The 21,962-nt window shown below is 46.3% G+C and carries 21 protein-coding genes; 5 read left to right on the forward strand and 16 right to left on the reverse strand.

Annotation, left to right across the window (positions count from 1 at the left end; translation table 11 throughout):
- Window positions 1–557: 557 nt before the first annotated feature.
- Together QUB68_RS01700 and QUB68_RS01705 are read right to left on the reverse strand one after the other, a co-directional pair.
- On the reverse strand, window positions 558–2,000 hold the full coding sequence (locus QUB68_RS01700) for a hypothetical protein (protein ID WP_332988782.1): 1,443 nt from the start codon (window positions 1,998–2,000) through the stop codon (window positions 558–560).
- Between the two features lie 244 nt (window positions 2,001–2,244).
- Complete coding sequence (locus QUB68_RS01705; RefSeq protein WP_332988783.1) at window positions 2,245–2,394, reverse strand: hypothetical protein; 150 nt, start codon at window positions 2,392–2,394, stop codon at window positions 2,245–2,247.
- Between QUB68_RS01705 and QUB68_RS29910 the strand changes: the two genes are divergently transcribed.
- Window positions 2,350–2,526, forward strand: a complete 177-nt coding sequence (locus QUB68_RS29910) for a hypothetical protein (protein WP_442923034.1) — start codon at window positions 2,350–2,352, stop codon at window positions 2,524–2,526. The two genes, QUB68_RS01705 and QUB68_RS29910, sit on opposite strands and share 45 nt — an antisense overlap.
- A gap of 126 nt (window positions 2,527–2,652) precedes the next feature.
- Here the strand turns inward: QUB68_RS29910 and hemB are convergent, their stop codons facing one another.
- From hemB to QUB68_RS01730, 5 genes are all read right to left on the reverse strand, one after another.
- Window positions 2,653–3,675 carry a porphobilinogen synthase gene (hemB, locus tag QUB68_RS01710; protein WP_332988784.1) on the reverse strand — a complete coding sequence of 341 codons (1,023 nt, stop codon included), beginning with the start codon at window positions 3,673–3,675 and terminating at the stop codon, window positions 2,653–2,655.
- Window positions 3,676–3,743: 68 nt separating this feature from the next.
- On the reverse strand, window positions 3,744–4,310 hold the full coding sequence (locus QUB68_RS01715) for a Crp/Fnr family transcriptional regulator (protein ID WP_332988787.1): 567 nt from the start codon (window positions 4,308–4,310) through the stop codon (window positions 3,744–3,746).
- 213 nt (window positions 4,311–4,523) lie between these two features.
- Window positions 4,524–5,252 carry a metallophosphoesterase family protein gene (locus QUB68_RS01720; RefSeq protein WP_332988789.1) on the reverse strand — a complete coding sequence of 243 codons (729 nt, stop codon included), beginning with the start codon at window positions 5,250–5,252 and terminating at the stop codon, window positions 4,524–4,526.
- Window positions 5,253–5,608: 356 nt separating this feature from the next.
- A complete protein-coding gene (locus QUB68_RS01725) occupies window positions 5,609–6,424 on the reverse strand; it encodes a metallophosphoesterase family protein (protein WP_332988791.1) in 816 nt (271 codons plus the stop codon).
- Window positions 6,421–7,197, reverse strand: coding sequence for a GTP-binding protein (locus QUB68_RS01730; protein WP_332988793.1), 777 nt, complete (start codon window positions 7,195–7,197; stop codon window positions 6,421–6,423). Before QUB68_RS01730 ends, QUB68_RS01725 begins: the two co-directional genes overlap by 4 nt.
- 243 nt (window positions 7,198–7,440) lie before the next feature.
- On the opposite strand from QUB68_RS01730, the gene QUB68_RS01735 reads away from it, so the two are divergent.
- Entirely contained in the window at window positions 7,441–7,659 is a 219-nt protein-coding gene (locus QUB68_RS01735) for a high light inducible protein (protein ID WP_332988795.1), read from the forward strand.
- Between the two features lie 154 nt (window positions 7,660–7,813).
- On the opposite strand, the gene QUB68_RS01740 is transcribed toward QUB68_RS01735, so the two are convergent.
- Window positions 7,814–8,686: an alpha/beta fold hydrolase gene (locus QUB68_RS01740; RefSeq protein ID WP_332988797.1), complete on the reverse strand. Its 873-nt coding sequence runs from the start codon at window positions 8,684–8,686 to the stop codon at window positions 7,814–7,816.
- Between the two features lie 91 nt (window positions 8,687–8,777).
- Between QUB68_RS01740 and QUB68_RS01745 the strand changes: the two genes are divergently transcribed.
- Complete coding sequence (locus QUB68_RS01745) at window positions 8,778–9,272, forward strand: GAF domain-containing protein (RefSeq protein ID WP_332988799.1); 495 nt, start codon at window positions 8,778–8,780, stop codon at window positions 9,270–9,272.
- A 9-nt stretch (window positions 9,273–9,281) separates the two neighbouring features.
- Here the strand turns inward: QUB68_RS01745 and QUB68_RS01750 are convergent, their stop codons facing one another.
- Window positions 9,282–10,832, reverse strand: a complete 1,551-nt coding sequence (locus QUB68_RS01750; RefSeq protein ID WP_332988801.1) for an ATP-binding protein — start codon at window positions 10,830–10,832, stop codon at window positions 9,282–9,284.
- A gap of 37 nt (window positions 10,833–10,869) precedes the next feature.
- The gene (locus QUB68_RS01755) at window positions 10,870–11,190 is read right to left on the reverse strand and encodes a XisI protein (RefSeq protein WP_332988803.1); all 321 of its coding nucleotides are present in this window, start codon (window positions 11,188–11,190) and stop codon (window positions 10,870–10,872) included.
- A gap of 92 nt (window positions 11,191–11,282) precedes the next feature.
- On the opposite strand from QUB68_RS01755, the gene QUB68_RS01760 reads away from it, so the two are divergent.
- Window positions 11,283–11,501 (forward strand): hypothetical protein, encoded by a 219-nt coding sequence (locus tag QUB68_RS01760; RefSeq protein WP_332988805.1) that lies wholly within the window; start codon window positions 11,283–11,285, stop codon window positions 11,499–11,501.
- Window positions 11,494–11,913: a hypothetical protein gene (locus tag QUB68_RS01765; RefSeq protein ID WP_332988807.1), complete on the forward strand. Its 420-nt coding sequence runs from the start codon at window positions 11,494–11,496 to the stop codon at window positions 11,911–11,913. The genes QUB68_RS01760 and QUB68_RS01765 overlap by 8 nt, the downstream gene beginning before the upstream one ends.
- Before the next feature lie 253 nt (window positions 11,914–12,166).
- Here the strand turns inward: QUB68_RS01765 and uvrA are convergent, their stop codons facing one another.
- The 6 genes from uvrA to QUB68_RS01795 all read right to left on the reverse strand — a co-directional run bounded on the left by uvrA (window position 12,167) and on the right by QUB68_RS01795 (window position 21,897).
- A complete protein-coding gene (gene uvrA / locus QUB68_RS01770; protein WP_332988809.1) occupies window positions 12,167–15,130 on the reverse strand; it encodes an excinuclease ABC subunit UvrA in 2,964 nt (987 codons plus the stop codon).
- Window positions 15,131–15,315: 185 nt separating this feature from the next.
- A complete protein-coding gene (locus QUB68_RS01775) occupies window positions 15,316–15,759 on the reverse strand; it encodes a retroviral-like aspartic protease family protein (RefSeq protein ID WP_332988810.1) in 444 nt (147 codons plus the stop codon).
- Window positions 15,760–16,065: 306 nt separating this feature from the next.
- The gene (locus tag QUB68_RS01780; protein ID WP_332988812.1) at window positions 16,066–16,236 is read right to left on the reverse strand and encodes a hypothetical protein; all 171 of its coding nucleotides are present in this window, start codon (window positions 16,234–16,236) and stop codon (window positions 16,066–16,068) included.
- A 26-nt stretch (window positions 16,237–16,262) separates the two neighbouring features.
- Window positions 16,263–16,724, reverse strand: coding sequence for a hypothetical protein (locus QUB68_RS01785; protein WP_332988815.1), 462 nt, complete (start codon window positions 16,722–16,724; stop codon window positions 16,263–16,265).
- Window positions 16,725–17,068: 344 nt separating this feature from the next.
- Window positions 17,069–17,803 carry a calcium-binding protein gene (locus QUB68_RS01790; RefSeq protein ID WP_332988817.1) on the reverse strand — a complete coding sequence of 245 codons (735 nt, stop codon included), beginning with the start codon at window positions 17,801–17,803 and terminating at the stop codon, window positions 17,069–17,071.
- Window positions 17,804–18,345: 542 nt separating this feature from the next.
- Window positions 18,346–21,897, reverse strand: a complete 3,552-nt coding sequence (locus QUB68_RS01795; protein ID WP_332988818.1) for a Calx-beta domain-containing protein — start codon at window positions 21,895–21,897, stop codon at window positions 18,346–18,348.
- Window positions 21,898–21,962: the final 65 nt, after the last annotated feature.

Below are 21,962 nucleotides of genomic sequence, written 5' to 3' on the forward strand. Positions count from 1 at the left end.
GGGCATAAAAGTGATATTTGTTGGAAAAACCCGATCGCGGGCAGCAGATTGATTGAGAGGCTTTGCCCGCGAGGTTTCCTGTGCGCGCTCAAAGTTTCTGTACAATTAAACTCACCTCTACTTCCAGCATCTTGGCATTGAAAATTAATTCCGTGCCAATCCCTGACAATTGACGGGTAATGACAAGTCAGAACCAATGCTATCTGCCAGAGGGGGGACTTTTGACGGGCTGGCAATTTTTCGCCTAGCCTACTGCTGCGGGTTTACGAGCTATAATTTCTGCGATCGTCTAGACTGCACCCTACTTTCTCGCCCTCAACGGAACTCTGGCTCGGATTCTGTTTGAGGCAAGATACCTGCACGCTACCAATTTACCAGCGACAGGAGGGGAATCACAACATGACGATTTAGGTATTTCAACTGTTGTGCAATTAAGGGTTCGAGGGTTCGAGGGTTCCAGGGTTCCAGGGTTCCAGGGCGAAACAGGTAGAAAATAAATAATTCCGATAATAACTAATTCTATCTTATCCCAATGCTGACTCCAGAGGATTTGAAATTCAATTCGGGCGATCGAACTTAATGAGAATAGCGCTGTTCCCCGCCACCGCAAAAGTCGCATTCCCGCCATTCAGCGTCAAGCTCCTAACAACCTCATCCATTGCCTTTAAACTGAACTCCCGCACGGTACCATTACCGACTTTAATCAGAGCCGAAATATCAGCATTAATAGTGTAAGATTCTGCTTGGTCGTTCACAGCCAGCAAATAAACATTGTTGCTAGCATCCAGAGTGGCAACTGCCATTAAACCAGAAATGTTAGTGATAGGAAAAAAGCTAGCTCTCCCGCCCTGCAAAGCCCGAATGCCCATCCGCAAAGCATAGTAGCCCGCGCGCCGCTTGCCGCCTGGGCCCAGCAAACCTTCTGCCACTCCCGACTTTCCCCAGTCATACAAACTGAATATGTGACTACCGTAAATATAATTATCCCCCGGTTCGGAACCTCGAATCAAATTTTTAATCAAACTTAAAGCTAAAGAGAAATCGTTATAGCTAATCTTGTAACTTCCCCATTCTCCCACCCAAAGCTGGGAGTTAGCGCGGACAGTACCGTTCATCCAGCCGCGCACTTTGCGGGTGTAGTTAGAAATATCTGCATCGTAATTGTGGAAGTTGACTGTATCGAAATAATTAGGAATTTCTCGCAAAGCATAAACTGGCCAGTTGCTGCCGCCTACGGTTTTCGGGCCGTGGATGCGGTATGCGCGCGAAGGCAAATAAGTTTTGTAAACAAAGTCGATCGCATCTTTGGCCACTTTAACCAACTCAAAATAATCCGCCCTAGTTCCGCCCCAACCCTGTTCGCGGTTGTCCGGTTCGTTGTGAATTTCCCAATCATCAACACGGTAATCGTTACGCACGTTCAACCAATAAACAGTAGCAAAAACGTGCTCCCACCACTCGTTCCAATCATCTTTGGTGCGAGGCGGATTCAGTTGCAGCGCCCAAGACGGATTCCAACTACTGTCCACATTGCGAATGCTGACAACCGGGCGAATATTTGCTTGTTTGAGAGTATTGAAAATAGTCCTGGCATTGCCTTGCCAAACTGTGCCCGGTTCTCCAGACCACCAATAATCGCTACCCTGGGGCGGATCGGTCATCATCCGATCCCAATGCGCCCAATTAATTATATTGGGATTTGCCTTAATTCGGGAGATTTCCGGCCAGCCGTATTTACCATCATCGTCTTCGGGTTCCCACCGGGACATCCCGCCGTAAACACGGTAGGTATTAATTCCCAAATCTTGTAAATCCTTGAGGTCAAAGTTGATGTTGCCCTCGACTGCACCGATGTAGCGAGTGCTGACACCCGCAGCAGTGCCGGAGAATTTGATTGCGACGACGTTTTGAGCAAAAATGGCGATCGGGCTGTACAACTCAAGCAGCAGGGCGATTAAAATGCCGATCGTCAAATTCTGAATTGTTGTCTTTGAGAGCACGGGACTAATGACTAATGATTAAATCACCCTTACAAATATAGCAGGTAATCATGAGTCATTAGTCATGAGTCATTAGTCATGAGTCAGCAGTCAAATACATTGAGAAATTTTGCGTAATTCCTGTAACTAAAACTTCTCCACAACGTACTTGCCCAAATTCCTGCCCGCCTTCAACCCATCTCGATTATCGGATGACCAATGAGCACCCCCATAAACGCGACTCATCCAGGCTTCCGCCGCAGCTTCAGTCAAACTTTTCAAAGTCCGAGTCGGCAGCTTTGGTGGCGCAAACGGCCAAACCGCCGGCATCAACCAATTCTGTCAAGTAGTCGGCTACTCCCAGGATGGGATAAATCAAGAGCACGCTTTTGTCTGGAACAACGGTAAACTCCAAGATTTGAACAATTTGGCAATGACAAATCCCACCTTTGGCGACCTGAAAGTGACATTAGCTGGTGCTACTGGCATCAATAATTTCGGCGTGCTGCCTACGGAACTTACACCTACAAAGATGCGGCTGGCGTGACGCAAACTGGATCGCGCTCTTATCTGCTGAAGGCATTACCGACAACTTAAATTACTTGAAATTAACGCAGATGCTCTGAAAAAGCATCTGCGTTAATCAGCGTGCATCTGCGGTTAAAAATCCCTCTTACTGCAACATCAAAGCAACTTGCTTCGCAAAATAAGTCAAAATCAAATCAGCACCAGCCCGTTTAATACTCGTCAAAGTCTCCAAAATAATCCGTTGTTCATCAATCCAACCTAACTGTCCCGCCGCTTTTATCATCGCGTATTCGCCGCTGACATTGTAAGCAGCCACAGGCAAATTAGTTGCTTCGCGCACTTGGCAGATAATATCGAGATAAGCCAAAGCTGGTTTTACCATGACAATATCTGCACCTTCTGCGATGTCTAAAGCAACTTCTTTCAGTGCTTCCCTAGCATTAGCAGCATCCATTTGATAAGTCTTTTTATCGCCAAATTTGGGAGCAGAATCCAGGGCATCGCGGAACGGGCCGTAATAGGCAGAGGCATATTTTGCTGAATAAGCAAGGATTCCTGTATCGATGTATCCCGCTGCATCTAAGGCTTTGCGAATTGCACCGATTCTGCCGTCCATCATGTCGGAAGGTGCTACCATATCTGCACCTGCTGCTGCTTGAGAAACTGCCATTTTGACTAAAACTTCGACAGTTGGATCGTTGAGAATTTTACCGCTTTCGTCAACTAAACCGTCGTGTCCGTGACTGGTGAATGGGTCGAGGGCTACGTCGGTAATTACGATTATTTCGGGGATGTTTTGTTTGATGGCTTTGACTGTTTGCTGGATTAATCCGCCCGGGTTGTAGCTTTCGGTTCCAGTGTCATCTTTTTTGGTTTCTGAGATTACTGGGAAAAGGGCGATCGCACAAATTCCCAAATTCCAACATTCGGCGATTTCTGCAAGCAATAAATCGAGAGAATAGCGATAGCACCCAGGCATGGAAGCAATCTCAACTTTTTGCCCTTCCCCTTCCATCACAAACATCGGATAGATCAGATCATCAACTGTGAGGTGATTTTCCCGTACCATCCGGCGCAAGCCCGCTGTGCGTCGCAGGCGGCGGGGGCGGATTGGGGTTGCTGGCAAAGTCGAGGTTTTGCTTTCAGAGGCAATATTTTCTGAGGACATGAGCGGTGGTATTTTTACGATAATGATAATGATTATCGCACAGCGCTGACTCACAGGTAAAAATCAAACTAACTCGAAGTTAAGACAATGTATTGAGGGCGCGATCGATCGATCAATCCATCTTCTTCCAGTCTCGCCATCAGCCGCGTTACCGTGATCCGTGTAATCCCAAGAGATTCGGAAATCTCCTGGTGAGTCAATCTCAAATCAATTAACAGCCCTTGTGCCACTTCGCGACCAAATTTTTTACCCAACAAAATCAATAGTTGCAGCAATCTATCGCGCAGAGATTCGCTGCGAAGTATGCAGAAAAATGCTTGAGTCTGCTGGATGTGCGCGAAAATTTCCTCTAAGGATCGATCGCACAAATTGGCAGGAATGTAACTAATTTCAACATGAGTTTTGCATTCTATTTGATAAGGTTCGACACCTGACAGCGACTGACCGATCACGTCTCCAACTCCCCAATATCCCAGCGTGATTGGTGTCCCCTGGTCGCTCCAAGTCACGGTTCGGACAGCTCCCCGTTCAATTCGCAGCAAGCCTTGAGACGGCACCGGCACTAACTGGCGGTGGGTGAAAGTCTGGTGTTTGAAACTAGCGTACAAGCCTGGAGTGTAGGTGGAAAAAGTCATGGGATTCACCGCTACTTTGAAGACAATATGCAGTTTAGGCTAATTGATAAATTATGTCAACTAGCTGGACTCCCGCTGTAAAAATCACAGAAACCGGGTTTCTTGACAAAAACCTACGCTTTCACGATAATCCCCTGAGAAGAAACCCGGTTTCTCACCCTTGCGAGTGCGTCAGCCCTAGGGATTTTTGCAGCATCGCCACGGGGGACGGAATTATCCCCCGAACCCTTTGCGGGGGCTGTAGGAGACGTTTCGGAACTTGACGATATCTGTGTCGGGATCGTAAAGAGCATAGGTGGCCCGATCGGGCGATCGACCAACATTCCCCACTCCAACCACCCGCCGCGGGGTTGCAGAGACCGTTGATAGTGGCTCTTGAGAGTCAAGAGTTTGCACAGAGTTATTGATAATACTTCCCTGTAATTGATACTCAAACGCTAAGCCCGATCGCCCGCAAAACAAAGTATTAGCATCAGCCCGCACAACGCGATCGAGCATCACAGGCGGCGGAGTTTCCGGGGTAAGTTCGTCAGACGCGCCAACTGTACTCCCGTGAATCAACAAACAGTCAAACTCGTGAAAGCCGAAAGTCAAAGAGCGCAACCACTCTACACTTTTACGGCTAACAGAATCCCAGAGCAACTTAATCGTATCTGCACTGTATTTTTGTCTGAATTCTGCAACATCTGGGTTTGCGCCCACTCCGTGCAGGTTAAAACACTGTTCTTCCCACCACCCGATACAGATTTGGGGCTCGATTTCTCCTCGTTTGGGCGATCGTACTCGTTCAACTAATTTTTCGCACTCTGGTGTCGGGCCGACTAAATCGCCCAAAATATACAACTCGTCAACGCGGATTTTCAGGCGTTTTATGTCAGCGAGTACAGCTTCGTAAGCTGCTAAATTGCCTTCGATTCCGCTTAAAATTGCCCAGTTTTTCATTGGTTTTGTTGATTCTTATGAGGATAAGAGTTTTTGTCTGGTTAGTTTGGATGTTTTTTTAGAGGATAATTTGAACGAACCGCGAAGACGCAAAGGACACGTAGGAAGAGGAAAGAAGAGAATGAACAGTTCGCAATATACTGACAACTAACTTCAAGTTTTTGTGATTGATTCGCGAAAACAGGCGGGACGCCTGTTCCACAAACAAAGGGAAGAGAATAGTTCACAATATATCCAATGACATACTGACTAATAGACTTGTCCAATAATGATTGTGGGGCAGGCATCTTGCCTGCCATTTACAGGCTTTTCTAAAGATGTCTAATGACCAATGACCGCTGACCACTGACTAATGACTACCTTTCACAAACATGAGTCGGATCGTCAGCTTTTTCGGCATACTCTAAACCCCTAGCCAAACGCCAAGCAAAAATCGGAGGTAAACCCTTTTCAATAATTGCAGCGCAAGTAGCTTGATAGTCATATTCGACTTCTCGCAAAGTCACCCGTTCCGCATCAGCATCGTAAATAACGTAAGTAGCATTCGGTCTACCGTGGCGCGGTTCTCCTACGGAACCAACATTTACAATCCGCTTTAAAGGAGCTGTAAAATTTAAAGACTTTTCTCCTTCAACGCTCGGCCCGCTCACCTGAATCTGCATTTGTCCAGCGTCTAAAGTGCGGACGTAAGGGACGTGAGTATGACCGCAAAACAGCACGTCAGCACCCGTATAAAATACCCGCTCTAAAGCAGTAAAAGCATCCATTGTTGGCAATAAATATTCGTGGTTGCTGTGAGGACTGCCGTGAACGAAACACATATTGTCTTCCCGCAAACTGTGCGGCAACTGAGCTAAATATTCCCGCGTTTCAAAGGGAATTTGTGCGTTAGTCCATTCGTGGGCTAATTTGCCTCTTTTTTCGGCTAAAGCTGAGGGATAACTGCATTCGCAAGAGTTCAAACCTTCGACTATATCTTCGTCCCAACAGCCGATGCAGGTGGGAATGTCGAGGGAGCGAATCATTTCTACTACTGCGTGGGGATTGGGCCCGTAGCCGACTAAATCTCCGAGGCAAAAGATTTTGTCGGCTTTTTGTTCGTCAATGTCTGACAATACTGCGTTTAAGGCTTCGTAGTTGCCGTGAATGCAGGATATAACTGCTATTTTCATGCTGTTTCTTCTCCTAATGATAGTGATTCTTTGACTTGTTGCTGGTAATTCAACATGACTGCTTCGGACAGACAGCAATCTTCTAGGGTTTGTGCTAATGCTGTTTTGTCGAGATTTTCGCCGACTATTTCTATGCCGCTAAATCTTTGGGGACGGCCTTCTAGCCAGCGGGGAAGTGCCAATTCTTCGTGGGCGGTTTCTTGGAATTTCGCGGCGAAGTCGAAGTAGAACGATCGCCCATCGGCTATGTCAAAGATGCCTTTGGCTCTGTGAACTTTGCCGTAGGCTCCTTGGGTCATTTCTTGGTACCAGAACATATCGAGGCTGGCGGGATCGAGGACTTGGCCGCTGGCGGGCGATCGCCAAATCGATAGTTTTTCTAATTCCCCGCTGACGGCTATTCCCTCGACAATTACATCGCCCCACTGATGCCATTCGGTGTCTTTGATTTCCGGGGGCACTACGCCGATCCGACGGCTGGGGAAGCTTTGGAGCAGGTTTTCTACTGTTGTCAGTTGTAGGTAAAATCCCAGTTCGATGTAGGCTGAAACGCCGTTTTCTAGGTGTTTGGCGAGTAGGGATTCTTCGCCGTCTGTCAGGGTTTTGATTTGGGGGAATTCGGCGGCGATGCAGGTTTGGTCGATCGGCACATTGCCGCTTCCGGGGCAGAAATACAGCACGGGTGCTGTCTCCGCTGCTAGCTGCTGTCGAATCCAGGTAGTTTTGCCGCTTCCGGGCGGGCCCGCTACGGCGGTGATTGTAGGTTGACTCATGAATATAATGATAATCGTTATCATGCTTGGTCAGCTCTTATACATTTAAATTTAATTTCGCGATCGGGCACAATGCCCGCGCAGCAAAGGTCGTAAAATTTTAGATTTTAGATTTTGGATTTTATTTGATCATCTGAACACAAAAGTATGTGATGAGCATCACATATCTTTGTGTGTTATATCACCGTTACATAGCTTAACAGTCTGTTACATTTATTTACATAAAGCAACAAGGAAAAACAAATGAACTCATCTAAACTTGTGATTGACGACCAAGGCTTGCTGAACAACTTCGCAGTCGAGCCTAAGATGTATGTAGACGCAACAGTCAGCACCGGGTTTACCAAGTACGCCGAAAAAGTTAACGGACGTTTTGCGATGATTGGCTTTGTTTCCTTGCTAGCGATAGAAATTTTTACCGGACAAGGCTTTCTTACCTTGCTGAAAAATGCTTTAGGCTAGGGCGATCGGTTACATAGATTTAAGATAATCTTCGTTGAATAGCTTATAATAAAAAATGTTTGTAGTCAGGACTTGAGTCCTAATTACAAACCATTTTTTTTGTTTAAAATATGTTTGCTATCGCGACTTGTAGCGAATCAAACTGCATATTTGCTCAGACAGCTTTGCTTGCCAAAAAATCGCGCATATAGCGATTCACTAACTGGGGCTTTTCCTGGTGCACCCAGTGGCTGCAATTGGGAATGTATTGAATCTGAAAGTCCCGCACGTAATCTGCTGTCCCGTAAGTTAACTCTTTGCCGAGAGCAGCATCATTTTCTCCCCAAATCATCAGCGTCGGAACTTCCAGCACACTCCAATTCGGGCGATCGAGAAATCCGCGAGCAATATTGCGATAATAATTGATAGTAGCAGTCAGAGCACCCGGTTTGGCAGCCGCATCTTTGTAAGCTTCGATATCGGAGGGGGTAAAGGTATTTTTGTCAACTGCCATGCCTTGCAAAGCGCGATCGATCGCCCGATAGTCGCTCAATTTAATTAACAATTCCGGCAAAACTGGCAACTGAAACAAAAAAATGTACCAACTTTTGAGCAATTGTTGGGGAGTGTGCAACCCTTCAGCAAACTTTGCCGGATGCGGTAGATTCATCACAATTAATTTATCCACCATCTCAGGATAAGCATAGGCAAAATTCCAGGCGATCGCGCCTCCCCAGTCGTGGCCAACTAAGACACAACTTTTGTATCCAAAGCCTTGAATGATTCCTTTGACATCTTGTACGAATTCTGCCATAATGTAAGCAGATTTATGTTGAGGTTTTTCGCTGTCGTTGTAACCCCTGAGATCCACAGCGACAACTTGATAATCTGATGCAAATTCCGGGATTTGATTGCGCCAAGAATACCAAAATTCAGGAAATCCGTGCAGCATCAGCATCAGCGGCCCAGAGCCTTGAGTGACACAGTGCAGTTTGATGCCGTTTGTAGCGATAAATTCGTGTTTCCAAGCAGCTTCTACTACAGACATATTTGATGTTTCCCCTAGCTGTAAAGTTATCCTAGCAGTTGCTATCTTTAATAGAGGTAAACTTTAGGCAGATACTTAAGGAGTTAATACCATGTCTGGCGATCGCCTGCAAAACATTGTCAACCGCTTGACAGATCGTCTAAAGCGCGACGTATTAATCGAAAAATCCCTATACGACATTCGAGAAGTTGTGCAGAGCGATCGCGCGGTGCTGTATTATTTTTACAGACAGTGGCAAGGTCGAGTGACTTGTGAGATGCTAAGTGCGATCGAACTCTCAATTTTGGGCTCGACGGGGCCAGACGAGTGTTTTAACGGCGAATACGCTGCTTTGTACGAAGCCGGCAGAGTCAGAGCAATTGCAGATATTGAAACAGAACCAATTCACCAATGTCATCGACTATTTCTGCGTAGCATGAAGGTTCGCGCTAATTTAGTCGTGCCAATTTTAACGGAAAAAGGACTGTGGGGGCTGTTAATTGCTCATCAATGCAGCGGGCCCCGCACTTGGTTGCGATCGGACATTGAATTCATGCAAAAACAAGCACAAAATATGGCAATGTCTCCCACAATTCAAGATAGTTAATACAGAATTTCACGCACGAATAACAGTAACCGATCGCCCAATTGGAGTAGTATGAATCTCAGTGTTCAACCGTTCTTCGAGTTCCAGTGCATTCTCGCGGCGATCGAATATTACCAACCAACCGGAATCCTGTCCCAATCTAGCCAGATATCCATCTAACTGTTCCAAACCTTTACTCAGAGGATCGACTTTTCTAGTCCGCCAAACCTTCAGTTCAATTCCCAATGTTACCTCACCATAGCGCAAACATAAATCCATGCGATCGCGCCCGATCGCATATTCGCGTTCCAAAGTTCCCCCGCCATTAATCACCCGATGCAGAAACGCCATCAACACCAAATGAGGGGCAATTTCAGGATAAGAAGCACTTTTGAGTAACGGTTCGCCATGTTGTAACCAAAATGCCAGAAAAGCTTGGAGTAACGCATCGGTCATTAGTTCTCCGCGAGGATTCAACCAACTCGGACTGATAATCGGTAAACTATCTTGTGGGCCTTGCACCAAAACTCGTGGCAAAACTTCTCGATAAATCGGATTGGCGATGACCAAACCCCCCGCCGGATCGCGTTTGAGCAAGCCCAAATCTACGAGGTATTGGCGATCGTCATTAGAAGACTCTGGCAGTTCTTGTCCTGCTAAAATCGGCTCAATAATCGCTTTGACTCGATTTTCTCTCAGTCGTTCTGCTAGACTATCTAAATGCGTATCTTGACGTTTGATTAAAATTTCTTTAGCTGATAAAATATGTTCCGTGGTAATTTCTATAGATTCATCAGTAACTAATTCTTCTACTATTTCCTTAGCTAGTGCATTCACCAACCAAGGCTGTCCCTGAGTCAGTTCAAAGGCTAAAGCTGTTGCTTCCGGTGTAAAAACTTGTCCGGTATCTTCGGTATGTTGCGCGTAGAGTTCGGCGACTTCTTCGGCGTTAAAATTGCGTAAAGTGAGCGATCGCACTTTAATATTAAACGGACTAGAAGTATTGAGTCTGTCGCTACCGCCCGCAGCCACTTTGTAATCCCGAACATCCCGCAAACCGATCAAACCAACTGATTGAGGAAAAGCTTTAGGACGATTGGGATAAGCATCGCGCAGTTGACGCAAGATAGAAATCAAAGCTTGGTCTTGTAGCGCATCAATTTCATCAATAAAAATTACCAAAGGACGAGGGGATGCTTGCGCCCAAAGACTCAGTGCATCGCCGATTCGCTGTCCCGATTCCAAGGAAGGCCAAGCTGGAGGTTGTAATTCCTGGGGAAGTCGGATGGAAATCGCCCGTCGCCAAGCAGCCAGAATCGCCTCTTCAGCACCGGCAATATCTTGACTGAAGGGTGCGCCGACTTCTACTGATAGCATCACAGCCGTGTATTGTCCGCTATCGGTGAGTTGCTTGGCTAAAGCTAGCATCGCCGTGGTTTTACCCACTTGTCGGGGTGCATGAATGACGAAATAGTTGCGTTGAGCGATTAACCGTTCTAAGCCAGGTAAGCGTGACGTTGGAGGTAGCACGTAATGAATGTCTGCTTGGCACGGGCCTGCGGTATTGAACCAGCGTGGCATAGTTTAATTGGGGTTAATGGGGTTGCTCTCAGTTTACTTAGGAATAATTAACAACAAGGAGTTTTCGGATGCTGGGGGAGCGAAACCCAAGAATGATGTCTTGAGGAGACACGCCACGTTGAATCAGTTCTCGATCGATATAAACCTCGGTACTGTTGTGTTGAATCCAGATTTGATTTTCGATGATATCGAGCTGCATGGCACAAGCATAGATGCGATATTCGTCGCGCCATTCGTTGTGCATGACGAGGTATCGATCGCGGGCGATATCAAAGATTAACTGAGCATTTGCGTCATTTTTAGAAAAATCTTCGAGAAAGTCACAAACAATTTTGCGGTATTCGTTTAGTCTATCCATTTGTCGATCGCCTCACGAGTTGGATTATAAATAAGCAGATGTAAACTTAATGCCCTACAATATACACATCTATAACTTATCCTAAAAGCTTTATGCCTTTTACTGAACTTGTTCCTGTTATTAAAGAATTATCTCACGCCGAGAAGCTATTGCTACTCCATTTCCTGATAGCCCAATTGCTGAACGAATCTGGTTTAGTACCATTGAGCGATGGAGGAACACCTGCTAGTCAAGGGTTGCATGATTCTTTTGAGGCTGCTTCTGTACTAGCAAGAGCATTGGCAGAAGAGAAGGTTGCAACACATGGTTGATCGAGTTAGATTTGCCTTTACGGAGGTCGATCCAAGTCTTGGTGCATTAAGTACGCTTCCTTACCTGCCGATAGTTCTAACGTATCAAAATCAATCTCTGAGGGTATCAGGTTTATTAGATACAGGCTCTAGTGTAAACGTATTACCTTATGAGATGGGTTTAAGGTTGGGTGCTGTTTGGGAACGACAGAGGCTTTCAGTGCCGTTGGGAGGAAATTTGTCTAAGTTTGAAGCAAGAGCGGTGGTGATGACAGCAAATGTCGAGCAATTTCCGCCTGTGGAGTTGGCTTTTGCTTGGACAAAAGATCGAAATGCTCCATTGATTTTGGGACACATGAATTTCTTTCTAGCGTTTGATGTATGCTTTTATCGCTCTGAGTTAACATTTGAAGTTAGCCCGAAAAAATCTTGACCAAAAGATTCAGATTATTCTCAATGCCCAGCATTTAACTTCTCGCAGATGTAGATTGCTTGTCTGGATTATCCCAATTTTATCAATATATCCGGTGGGGCGAAGGATTCGCACCTATATTCTATCGATTATATGACATATTTTAATTGTAGGGTGCGTCAGGTTAGTTTATTAAACGATTATTGAAGGTTTAAATATCTGACGCACCCTACAATTGGATTGTAGGATGCCAATTGCATAATTCCTGTTACTATTAACTAACGGCTACAGCCTCCCCCAAAGGATGCTGTTCTAAAACAGCTTTCAAATACTTCCCAGTATAAGAACGAGAATTTGCAGCCACATCCTCCGGCGTTCCCGCCACAATAATTTCACCTCCCTTATCTCCCCCTTCAGGCCCTAAATCGATCGCCCAATCGCAGCACCGAATCACATCCAAATTGTGTTCGATTACCAAAATTGAATTCCCCTTATCTACCAATCTTTGCAGCACATTTAACAAATGGTGAACATCATAAAACGACAAACCTGTCGTCGGTTCATCGATTAAATAAAGCGTCTTCCCAGTAGCGCGGCGCGACAGTTCCGTTGCCAACTTCACCCGCTGTGCTTCGCCACCAGAAAGCGTCGGCGCGGGCTGTCCCAACTGAATGTAACCCAAGCCAACATCAAGCAAAGTTTGTAGTCTCATGGCTGCCCTGGGAATATTTTTAAACATTTCCAAAGCTTCCTCAACAGTCATGTTCAAAACATCAGAAATTGACTTGCCTTTGTACTTAACTTGCAGCGTTTCCCGGTTGTAGCGCGCACCTTTACAAACCTCGCACTGGACGTAAACATCCGGCAGAAAATTCATCGAAATCACGTTCACCCCTTGACCCCCGCAAGCTTCGCACCTTCCCCCTTTCACGTTAAAAGAAAACTGCCCCGCTTTGTAACCTCTTGCCTTCGCTTCAACGGTTTCGCAAAATAAATCTCGAATCACATCAAAGACTCCCGTGTAAGTAGCAGGATTAGAACGCGGAGTGCGGCCGATGGGAGATTGATCGATGACAATTACCTTATCAACCACATCCTCAAGAGAGCGTTCGCCCTTGGTTTTAAGGGCTTCCATGTCCGTCGGTAAAGGAACTTTTTTGGTGAGATAGTGTTGCAGCGACGGGTACAGCAATTCATTGATTAATGTGGATTTTCCTGAACCGGAAACGCCCGTGACGCAGACGAGTTTCCCCAGCGGAATTTCCACATCGATATTTTTTAAATTGTTGCGCGTCGCATTTTTAATCGAGAGAGCTTTGCCGTTGCCTTTTCTCCTTTCATTCGGAGTTTCAATTACTCGTTTTCCTGACAAATAAGCCCCGGTCAAAGATTCCTCGGCTGCCAGCAAGTTTTCTAAACTTCCTTGGGAGATGATTTTGCCGCCGTGAACGCCGGCGCCGGGCCCGATATCGACAATATGGTCGGCAGCCCGCATGGTTTCTTCATCGTGTTCTACCACAATCAAAGTATTGCCTAAATCGCGCAATTTTGTTAATGTTTGCAGTAGCCGAAAATTGTCTCTTTGGTGCAGTCCGATGCTCGGTTCGTCCAAAACGTAGAGGACACCAGTCAAACCAGAACCGATTTGAGTGGCGAGTCGAATTCGCTGAGCTTCTCCGCCAGAAAGTGTCATGGCTGCACGGTCTAATGTCAGATAATCTAATCCGACATCGAGCAAAAATTGCAGCCTTGCTTTGATTTCTCTCAGGGCTAAATCGGATATTTGGAATTGTCGATCGCTCAATCCCAAATTATCCATTCTCTCCCGGCATTCGCGAATCGAAATACTCGTTAAATCCACAATTCCGTACTGTCCCAACCGCACCGCCAGCGCCTCTGGTTTCAACCGTTTGCCGCCACAAACCTCGCAAGAGCGATCGACTCGATACTGTTCCAACTTCTGTTTGATCAAATCAGACCCAGTATCGTCGTACTGGCGCTGCAACATGGAAATTACGCCCTTAAAATCTCGCCTCAAATCGGTGATACTGCCGTCTCGTTTCTTACTTTCGGCGGTTTGTTTTGACTCATTGCCGTACAAAATCACCCGCTGATGTTCTGGCCTCAAGCGGAACCAAGGAGTGTCGATCGCAAATCCGCAAGCATCAGCAACACTGCACAGCAAAGAGAGATAATAGGAATTGTCTTTGTCAGACCAAGGGGCGATCGCACAATAAAGAGGCGCTTTCTCGTCGGGAATCACCAACTCCGGCGCAAAAGTCCGCAAACTCCCCAAACCGTGGCAATTTGGGCACGCACCGTAGGGGGAATTAAACGAAAATAACCGGGGCGAAAGTTCTTCCATCACCGCGCCGTGTTCGGGACAAGCAAAATTTTCCGAAAATACGATCGGCGGATTTGGTTCGGAATTTTCGTCAGTCGGTAACTCTTCAACGATCGCAATTCCCTCAGAATGGCGCAAACAAGTCGAGAGAGAATCAACTAAACGTTCTTCTAAACCCGGTTTTTTAATTAACCTGTCAACAACTATCTCGATGTTGTGGCTATGATTTTTATCTAATTCGATATTTTCCGAAAGTTCTAAAATTTCTCCGTTAACTTTGACGCGAATAAATCCTTCCGAAGCTAAACTCGACAATAATTTGCGGTGAGTGCCTTTTTTTCCGCGTACCACCGGCGCGAGAAGGTGAAAGCGAGTGCCGTCTGGAAGGGCCATGACTCGATCGCACATTTCATCAATTGTCTGCGGCGCGATGGAGCGATCGCAAATCGGACAGTGCGGTTCCCCAGCTCTGCCGTAGAGCAATCTGAGATAGTCGTAAATTTCTGTAACAGTGCCTACAGTCGATCGCGGGTTATGAGAAGTTGACTTTTGGTCGATCGAAATAGCCGGACTCAACCCCTCGATTGCGTCCACATCGGGTTTGTCCAACTGTCCCAAAAACTGGCGCGCGTAGGCGCTGAGAGACTCCACGTAACGGCGCTGTCCCTCGGCAAAAATTGTATCGAAAGCCAAGGAAGACTTACCGGAACCGGAGACACCAGTAAAAACGATCAGTTGATCGCGCGGCAGTTCCAGATCAATATTCTTAAGGTTGTGCTGTCTCGCACCGCGAATCCGAATTGTATTTTGGCTGTTGGAGTTAGAACTCGTCACATTATGCCCATTGTGGGATGCACTTGACTGGCTTTTTGAGGTTTTGGCGCGTTGGGACATGAGAGTAGTGCAAAACAGTGCTTAACCATCTTAGCGCTGCCTTTGGAATAGGTGGCATCCAAACTCAAGAATATCAAAGAATCTTAAACAGTTGACAGTTGACAGTTGAGGGTTCAGTTTTAATGCCCGCTGCTGTTTGCACAGTAGACTGCATAATTTTTACTTCCCCTCCATTGAGATTAACATTAAAGAATTGTCAAATAAGTTTCCGTCGGCCCGTCGGGCAAAACCTTCAAGCTTTGATGTTTCAAATCCACTTCAATTCCCAGCGCTTCCATCGGAATCACGCCCAAAAGTGCAGTTTTCCCCTCTGGTAATTCCAGACACTCAAACGTGCCTTCGCGCCCGCACAAAGAAATCGAGGCATCTCTAAAAATCCGAGCCTCACTAATACCTGTGGCTGTTTCCACAACCACTTGCTTAAGAATTTTCAAACCCAGTCTCGCGATCGCATCTTTCGGCAAACACAAAGTTGTCGCGCCCGTATCCACCAAAACATTTTCTAGAGTGACACACCTGACTTGCTCAATAGGAATCAAACCATCTTCTGCTTTAGCTTCATCGATCCGATTCGTAATTACTAGCGTTGTTGTGACTTTTCCCATGAGGCTTTCGGTAGTTGACTGCATAATTTTCATCTGAAAAATTGCTGTCTTAATTTTAGCATAAACTGCTGAATTCAAACCCCAGCTAAAATAGATAAAAACTAGGGATTATCCCGATTCGGTGAAAGCATTTTTTAGGAATGCGATATTCCCGCACAGCCAGCCTATATCTTTACTGTTATAAGTAAGTCATTGCAAAAACACAAGACTTGCTCCAGAAACCGGGTTTTTTTAGGAAAATATTGGCTCGCCGCCTTTAATCTCCGTAAAAAACCCGGTTTCTGAAGCAGTAAGGGACGAATTTTCGACTCCTATCAACCAGGTTTAAACTTAGTTTCGACTTGGTTTCGACAGAGATAAAAGGGCGCGCTCAACCAGCAGGTTTTTGCTCAACCAGCCCGAAAATACCGCGTGCAATTTTTCAGGGATAATCGCTACAGGATATTGCTTGTTAAAACCGGGAATTAGCGGCGGATAATGCTGCGGATCGAACAATTTCATCCCTTCAATTTGCTCGTCAGTCAGTTCTAAGACGGCGCCCGATCGCGCGCCGTCTGTTTTAGCGCCCAGCGCACCATCGCAAAGGTAACAGGCTTGCTGATACTGCCCATACGCATGGGGGTGTCTGCTGGTACGATCGCACTTAGAGGAGCCTGCATCTCGTCGCCGCAAGCCGGATTTGCGTTATTGGTCGATCGGCCTTTCATGCGCCCCAAACCCCAAACACCCACGGGCTTACCTTTGACAGAAACACCGAGGACAGCCGCACCGATACAGCGATGGCGCATAAATTCAGTTAGCGATTGCAAAATCGGCTGGAGTTGCGCGTCGCCGCTACCGCTAACGGGGATGCTTTCCTCAGCTAAAGCTATGTTGTTGTTGGACTCGAAAACCTTTCCCAAGCTTCCTAAGAGAATAGCTGAAATTAAGGTAAAAGTTGTGCAGAAAAGCCTGTTGAATTTCCGTTTATTTTCCGCAATTTTCATCATAAAAACTCCTGTTTAAAAATAGTGGGCGGTGCTCAGTTGCCGCCATTAGGTAGCGAAGCTTAAGAGTGCATTTTATTGTGAGAAACGTCTCTGGTAGGGGCGAAGCATGACCCTAGTAAATATTAGATTATAAGTCAATACGGTTTACTTAACACTTTTTATGCCCCGGAGATCCCCCTAAATCCCCCTTAAGAAGGGGGACTTTAAGAGCTTTCTTGTCCCCCCCTTTTTAAGGGGTGTGCCAGGGATATCTGTCTTAAGTAAACCGTATCAGATTATAAGTAATAACTTATATGCGGTCATCCTTCGCCCTCTTCAAAAACCAGATGTACCCAAGCTTAAGACTATTGAGGGATGGGAGGTGCGGACAAGAATACTTGATTAGGGTTAACATTAGTTAATTTTTGGTCTCGCACAACCCCAATCAAATTGTCCTTGTAGAAGATGCCAGTATCTTGAACATTGTTGCCGTTCCAATCGCCAGCTTTCAGGGAATAGCCGTCTGCTAAATTACCTTTAATCTGGATTTTATCAGTACCTAACGTAAAATCCGTAATCGTAGCATAGCCAGTGCCGAGATAGTAAACATTATCAACATTGCCGAGTACAAAAGTGTCCGTACCCGCGCCGCCGGAGAGAGAATCGGATTCACTACCGCCACCGATACCGTTACCAGCACCCGAAAAATTAGCACCGTCAAGGTAATCGTTACCGTCGCCGCCGATCAGATAATCTTTGCCGCTTCCTCCGAATAGATAATCGTTGTGAAGACCGCCAGACAGTGTATCTTTGCCAGCACCTCCATACAGCAAATCTTCGCCAGCTTCGCCGTATAATTTATCATTACCCGCGCCGCCATTTAGCTTATCGCCGCCGAAGCCACCGTAGAGGATGTCATCTCCGTCGCGACCTAACAAGATATCATCGCCTTTATAGCCGTAGATTATATCATTTGAAATCTCAATTTGACCTTGACCGTTGATGGTAAAATCATCTCCCACTAGGGATTTGTGGAGTTTACCGTCGCCGTTGACAGTGTTGTTGTCGTCGTAGTCAGTACCTTTGATAACTGATGACATTTTTGTTGCTCCTTGTAGTTTTCAAATTTGTGCAAGGGTGAGAAAGACTCAACTAACTTGCTTGATGTATTTAGTTTCTCCTCTTTTCAAAGAACAGACAATGGGAATAAAATCAGGTATTGAAATGATTAAAAAATGGTGTTTGGTAATTATGGGTAGGAATAAATCAGGTAGTAAAATATCAGAATTGGGAAAAATCAGGTTTCATTGGTGTCAACAACTGCGTTAAACCAGCAGTTCGGGAGGGGTTTAAACCTGGTGGACCTCACTCTTGAAGAGGGCGAATCATTCCGACCGATAAGTTATATCACGTCCGGTCAATTACCATGACAAAAACGGTTCGTAGTGTGGACTTTAGTCCGCAAAATACTGCGGACTAAAGTCCACACTACGAACCTTACTTATTACGGTCAATCGACCGGACACGATATTATTAGTTAGAAGCTCATATTTACTGCCGGAATGCTTCGCCCCTACAGATATATTTGCCAAAATGAGATGCACCCGTTTAAACCCCTGACGGTCTTTTGGGTATTGATAGATTAAAAAAGAGGAATGAATGAGTTAGCTGAGTTCAAGTCGGTAAAATTGATTTGAGCAACGGATAGGTTATTGAGAGTAGCTAAAATTTGACCTGTTGCAGTCAAGCGGATGAAGGTATCGCTGTTGGCTTGAGTAATTGAAAGTTGAGAGGAAGTCAAACCTTTACTAAGGGCGATCGCATCTTTTCCAGGTTCAAAATCTAGAATGATATCCATGCCTGAATCGGGCCAAAGCATAAAACGATCGCTCCCACTTCCTCCAATTAAAATATCATCTCCCAAATCGCCGCTTAAAAAGTCGTCTCCCGCTCCCCCAAATATCGTATCATTGTTTTTTCCGCCCAAAATCGTATCATTACCTTCACAGCCATCAAGTAAGTCGTTATTTTCATCACCCCGCAAGTAATCGTTGCCGCCACCACCACAGGCAGTATCGTCACCTAAATTTCCCAACAGAGTATCGTTGCCTTCACTGCCTACAATTAAATCTCGATTCTTACCTCCCAATAGGAAATCGTTTCCTTTGCCCCCATCTAGCGAATCTTCTCCCAGATTTCCCAATAATGTATCTGTTCCTTCATTGCCAATTATAATGTCTTGATTATTGCTGCCACACAGCCAATCATCTTCCGTTCCGCCTGATATCAAGTTGTTTTCTACAGAATTGGGTTGGTTTAGATTCGGAAGGGATAGAGAATTACACGGGCAATCTTCGGTCGGAATTTCTGTCGCAATTGGCGTTGGTGTGGGAATTTCTGTCGGAATTTCTATCGGAGTTGGAGTGGGTGTGGGAATTTCGATCGGAGTTGGAATTTCTGTCGGAATTTCTGTCGGAATTTCTGTCGGAATTTCTGTCGGAGTTGGCGTGGGAGTTGGTGTTGCTGCCGGAGTTGGTGTCGAAATTTCTGTCGGAATTTCGGTTGGAATTCGAGTTGGTGTCGGAATTGGAGTTGGAGTTGGCGTTGGCGTTTCTATTGGAATTGGTGTCGGAATTGGAGTTGGAGTTGGCGTTGGCGTTTCTATTGGAATTGATGTCGGAATTGGAGTTGGAGTTGGCGTTGGCGTTTCTATTGGAATTGGAGTTGGAGTTGGAGTTGGAGTTGGCGTTGGCGTTTCTATTGGAATTGGAGTTGGAGTTGGAGTTGGCGTTGGCGTTTCTATTGGAATTGGAATTGGAGTTGGAGTTGGCGTTTCTATTGGAGTTGGAGTTGGAGTTGGCGTTGGCGTTTCTATTGGAGTTGGTGTCGGACTTGGCGTTGGCGTTTCTGTCGTAATTGGTGTCGGAATTGGAGTTGTTGTTGGAATTGGAGTTGGTGTTGGAATTGGAATTGGTGTCGGAATTGGAGTTGGTGTCGGGATTGGAATTGGTGTCGGAATTGGTGTGGGAGTTGGCGTAGGAGTGGGATTAGAGTCATTATCTGCGATCGTCAAAACTGCATTCTTGTATCGATCGCCCACCGTAGCATTTCCCGTAGGATTAGTCAGAGATAAATTAACCGTTTCGTCAGCTTCGTCGATCGCATCATCGGCGATCGGAATAGTCACAATTTTTGGTGTCGTATCGCCAGCGGCAAAGTTAATCGCGATCGGCGTATTGGTGTAGTCAGCAGCAACAGCAGTACCATCCGTCAGCGTCAATGTTGCGCCAACAGCACCTTTGTTACCAGCAATGCGATCGACAGTAATCGCTGCACCTACAACTGTACCGCTTTCATTCACCGTGTAAGCGGGGTTGCTCAATTTCAGTAAGCCGGGGGAAGGTTGAGAAAATTCGGAAGTATCGTTAGTTGTTAAGTTAGTCGCAGTAGTCACGATCGCCCCTGTTGCAGTTAACGCCGGCGATGTAAAATTAGCATTGCCAGCAGCATCAGTCGTGACATTTACAAAGTTGAGGTAAGTTTTTCCTTCGCCGTTACCGCTGGGATCTAGGACAGTATTGTCAAAAAATTCGACGCGGAAAGTCGTATTGGGAATGCTGTTGAGAGTGCCGCTAAGGGTAATGTTGCCACCGCTAGCAGTTGCGGAGTTTAAAACAGGAAAATTTTGCAAGCCGTTGCCGCCTGTATCTCCGTCTCCCAAGTCGTTTGGGGTAACGCCGTCGAGAGTGAGGGGATCGGCATCGTTATCGAGATCGATGCCTAAACTATTATTAGAAAAGATGGAATTGCCTAAAATTGCTAAGCCTTTGCCACCAGTAACTTGAATGCCAGTGCTGCCGCTAAAGGCGATCGTATTTCCTTCCCCTGCTGCGGTGCCGCCGATGCGGTTATTGACGCCAGTATCTCTAGCTACGACGCTGTACGAGGTATTAGGTAAAGGAGTGCTGCCGTCAGCTTGCGTGCCGATATAATTGCCGATCGCGCGGTTGCCAATGACCTCGTTGCCAAGGAATAAGACGGCCATTTGGTTGCCGGAAATGACATTGCGTTCTTGCGCCGTCGCCCCGCCGATGGTGTTGCTTTCACCAGCAAGGATAACGATGCCGATCGTATTTCCCAAAGCGGCAGTACCGCTGATATTCGTACCGATATAGTTGCCGAGAATTCGGTTTGTCTTCGCAGTCTTAGCGTCTAAAGGTACGGGTGCAGATGCGTCTCCAATGACAATACCCGCAGTCCCATTACCAGAAATGATATTGCGTTCTTGAGGCGTTGTGCCGCCGATAATATTGTTAGAACCGCCGCCAATAGCGATGCCATATATACCGTTTCCTAGCGCTACAGTACCCGTAATATCAGTGCCGATCCGGTTGCCGACAACTCGATTTTGATTGGCAGTTGGACCAGCGATCCCAATTCCAACGCCGTCACTACCTGCATTATTGCCAGAAATCTGGTTGTCCTGAATCAGGTTTTCAGGCGCATTCTTGATGCTGATGCCAACATTGTTGCCGATCGCAGCAGTACCAGTAATATTAGTGCCAATACGGTTACGGATTACTTGGTTGTTGCGCGCAGCGATACCGGAAATCTCGATGCCGATGCCGGCAACACCGGGAAGAATAGTGGTCTTGCCGGAGATTAAGTTGCCCTCGATCCGATTATCTGGAACGCCATCAATCGAGATCCCTCTGCTGCCGGAATCGCTGGCGATGTGGTTGCTGACGATCTCGTTGCCGCCATTGGTTTGCAAGCGGATGCCTGCCAAGTAAAATCTGTTGATCGCTAAACCTCGCACGATACTGTTCCCAGCAGTGATATCAAGTCCGACCATCCCAAATCCGGGGAGGTTGCCGCTGATTTCCACCAGGGGCAAACCGTTATAGCCCGCGCCGCCTTGACTCAAACCGTCGATGACAACTCGATCGGAGATCGGCGGCAGTGCGGATAAAGGCTGAATTAATTGCTGAGAACCGATCGCCCCGATATTAAAGGCGATCGTGTCGCGATCGGCACCAGTACCGACAGTGCCGTTAATTTGCGCTTGTTCTGCCACTGTCAAAGCAGCAAAATTTAGAGTACCATTGGCAATCAGAATTGCCTCTCTGAGCGAGATGACGGCATTCCTGGTATTCAAGTCATCTGTGCTATTGACGGTAATCGTAGCAGCCATAATCTTTATCCTTTTACCCTGGTGTTTGCGAGGTTTGGCTTTGGTTAGTGCGATCGGGTTTCTGT

The organism is Microcoleus sp. A006_D1, from assembly GCF_036702805.1.
Lineage (GTDB): Bacteria > Cyanobacteriota > Cyanobacteriia > Cyanobacteriales > Microcoleaceae > Microcoleus.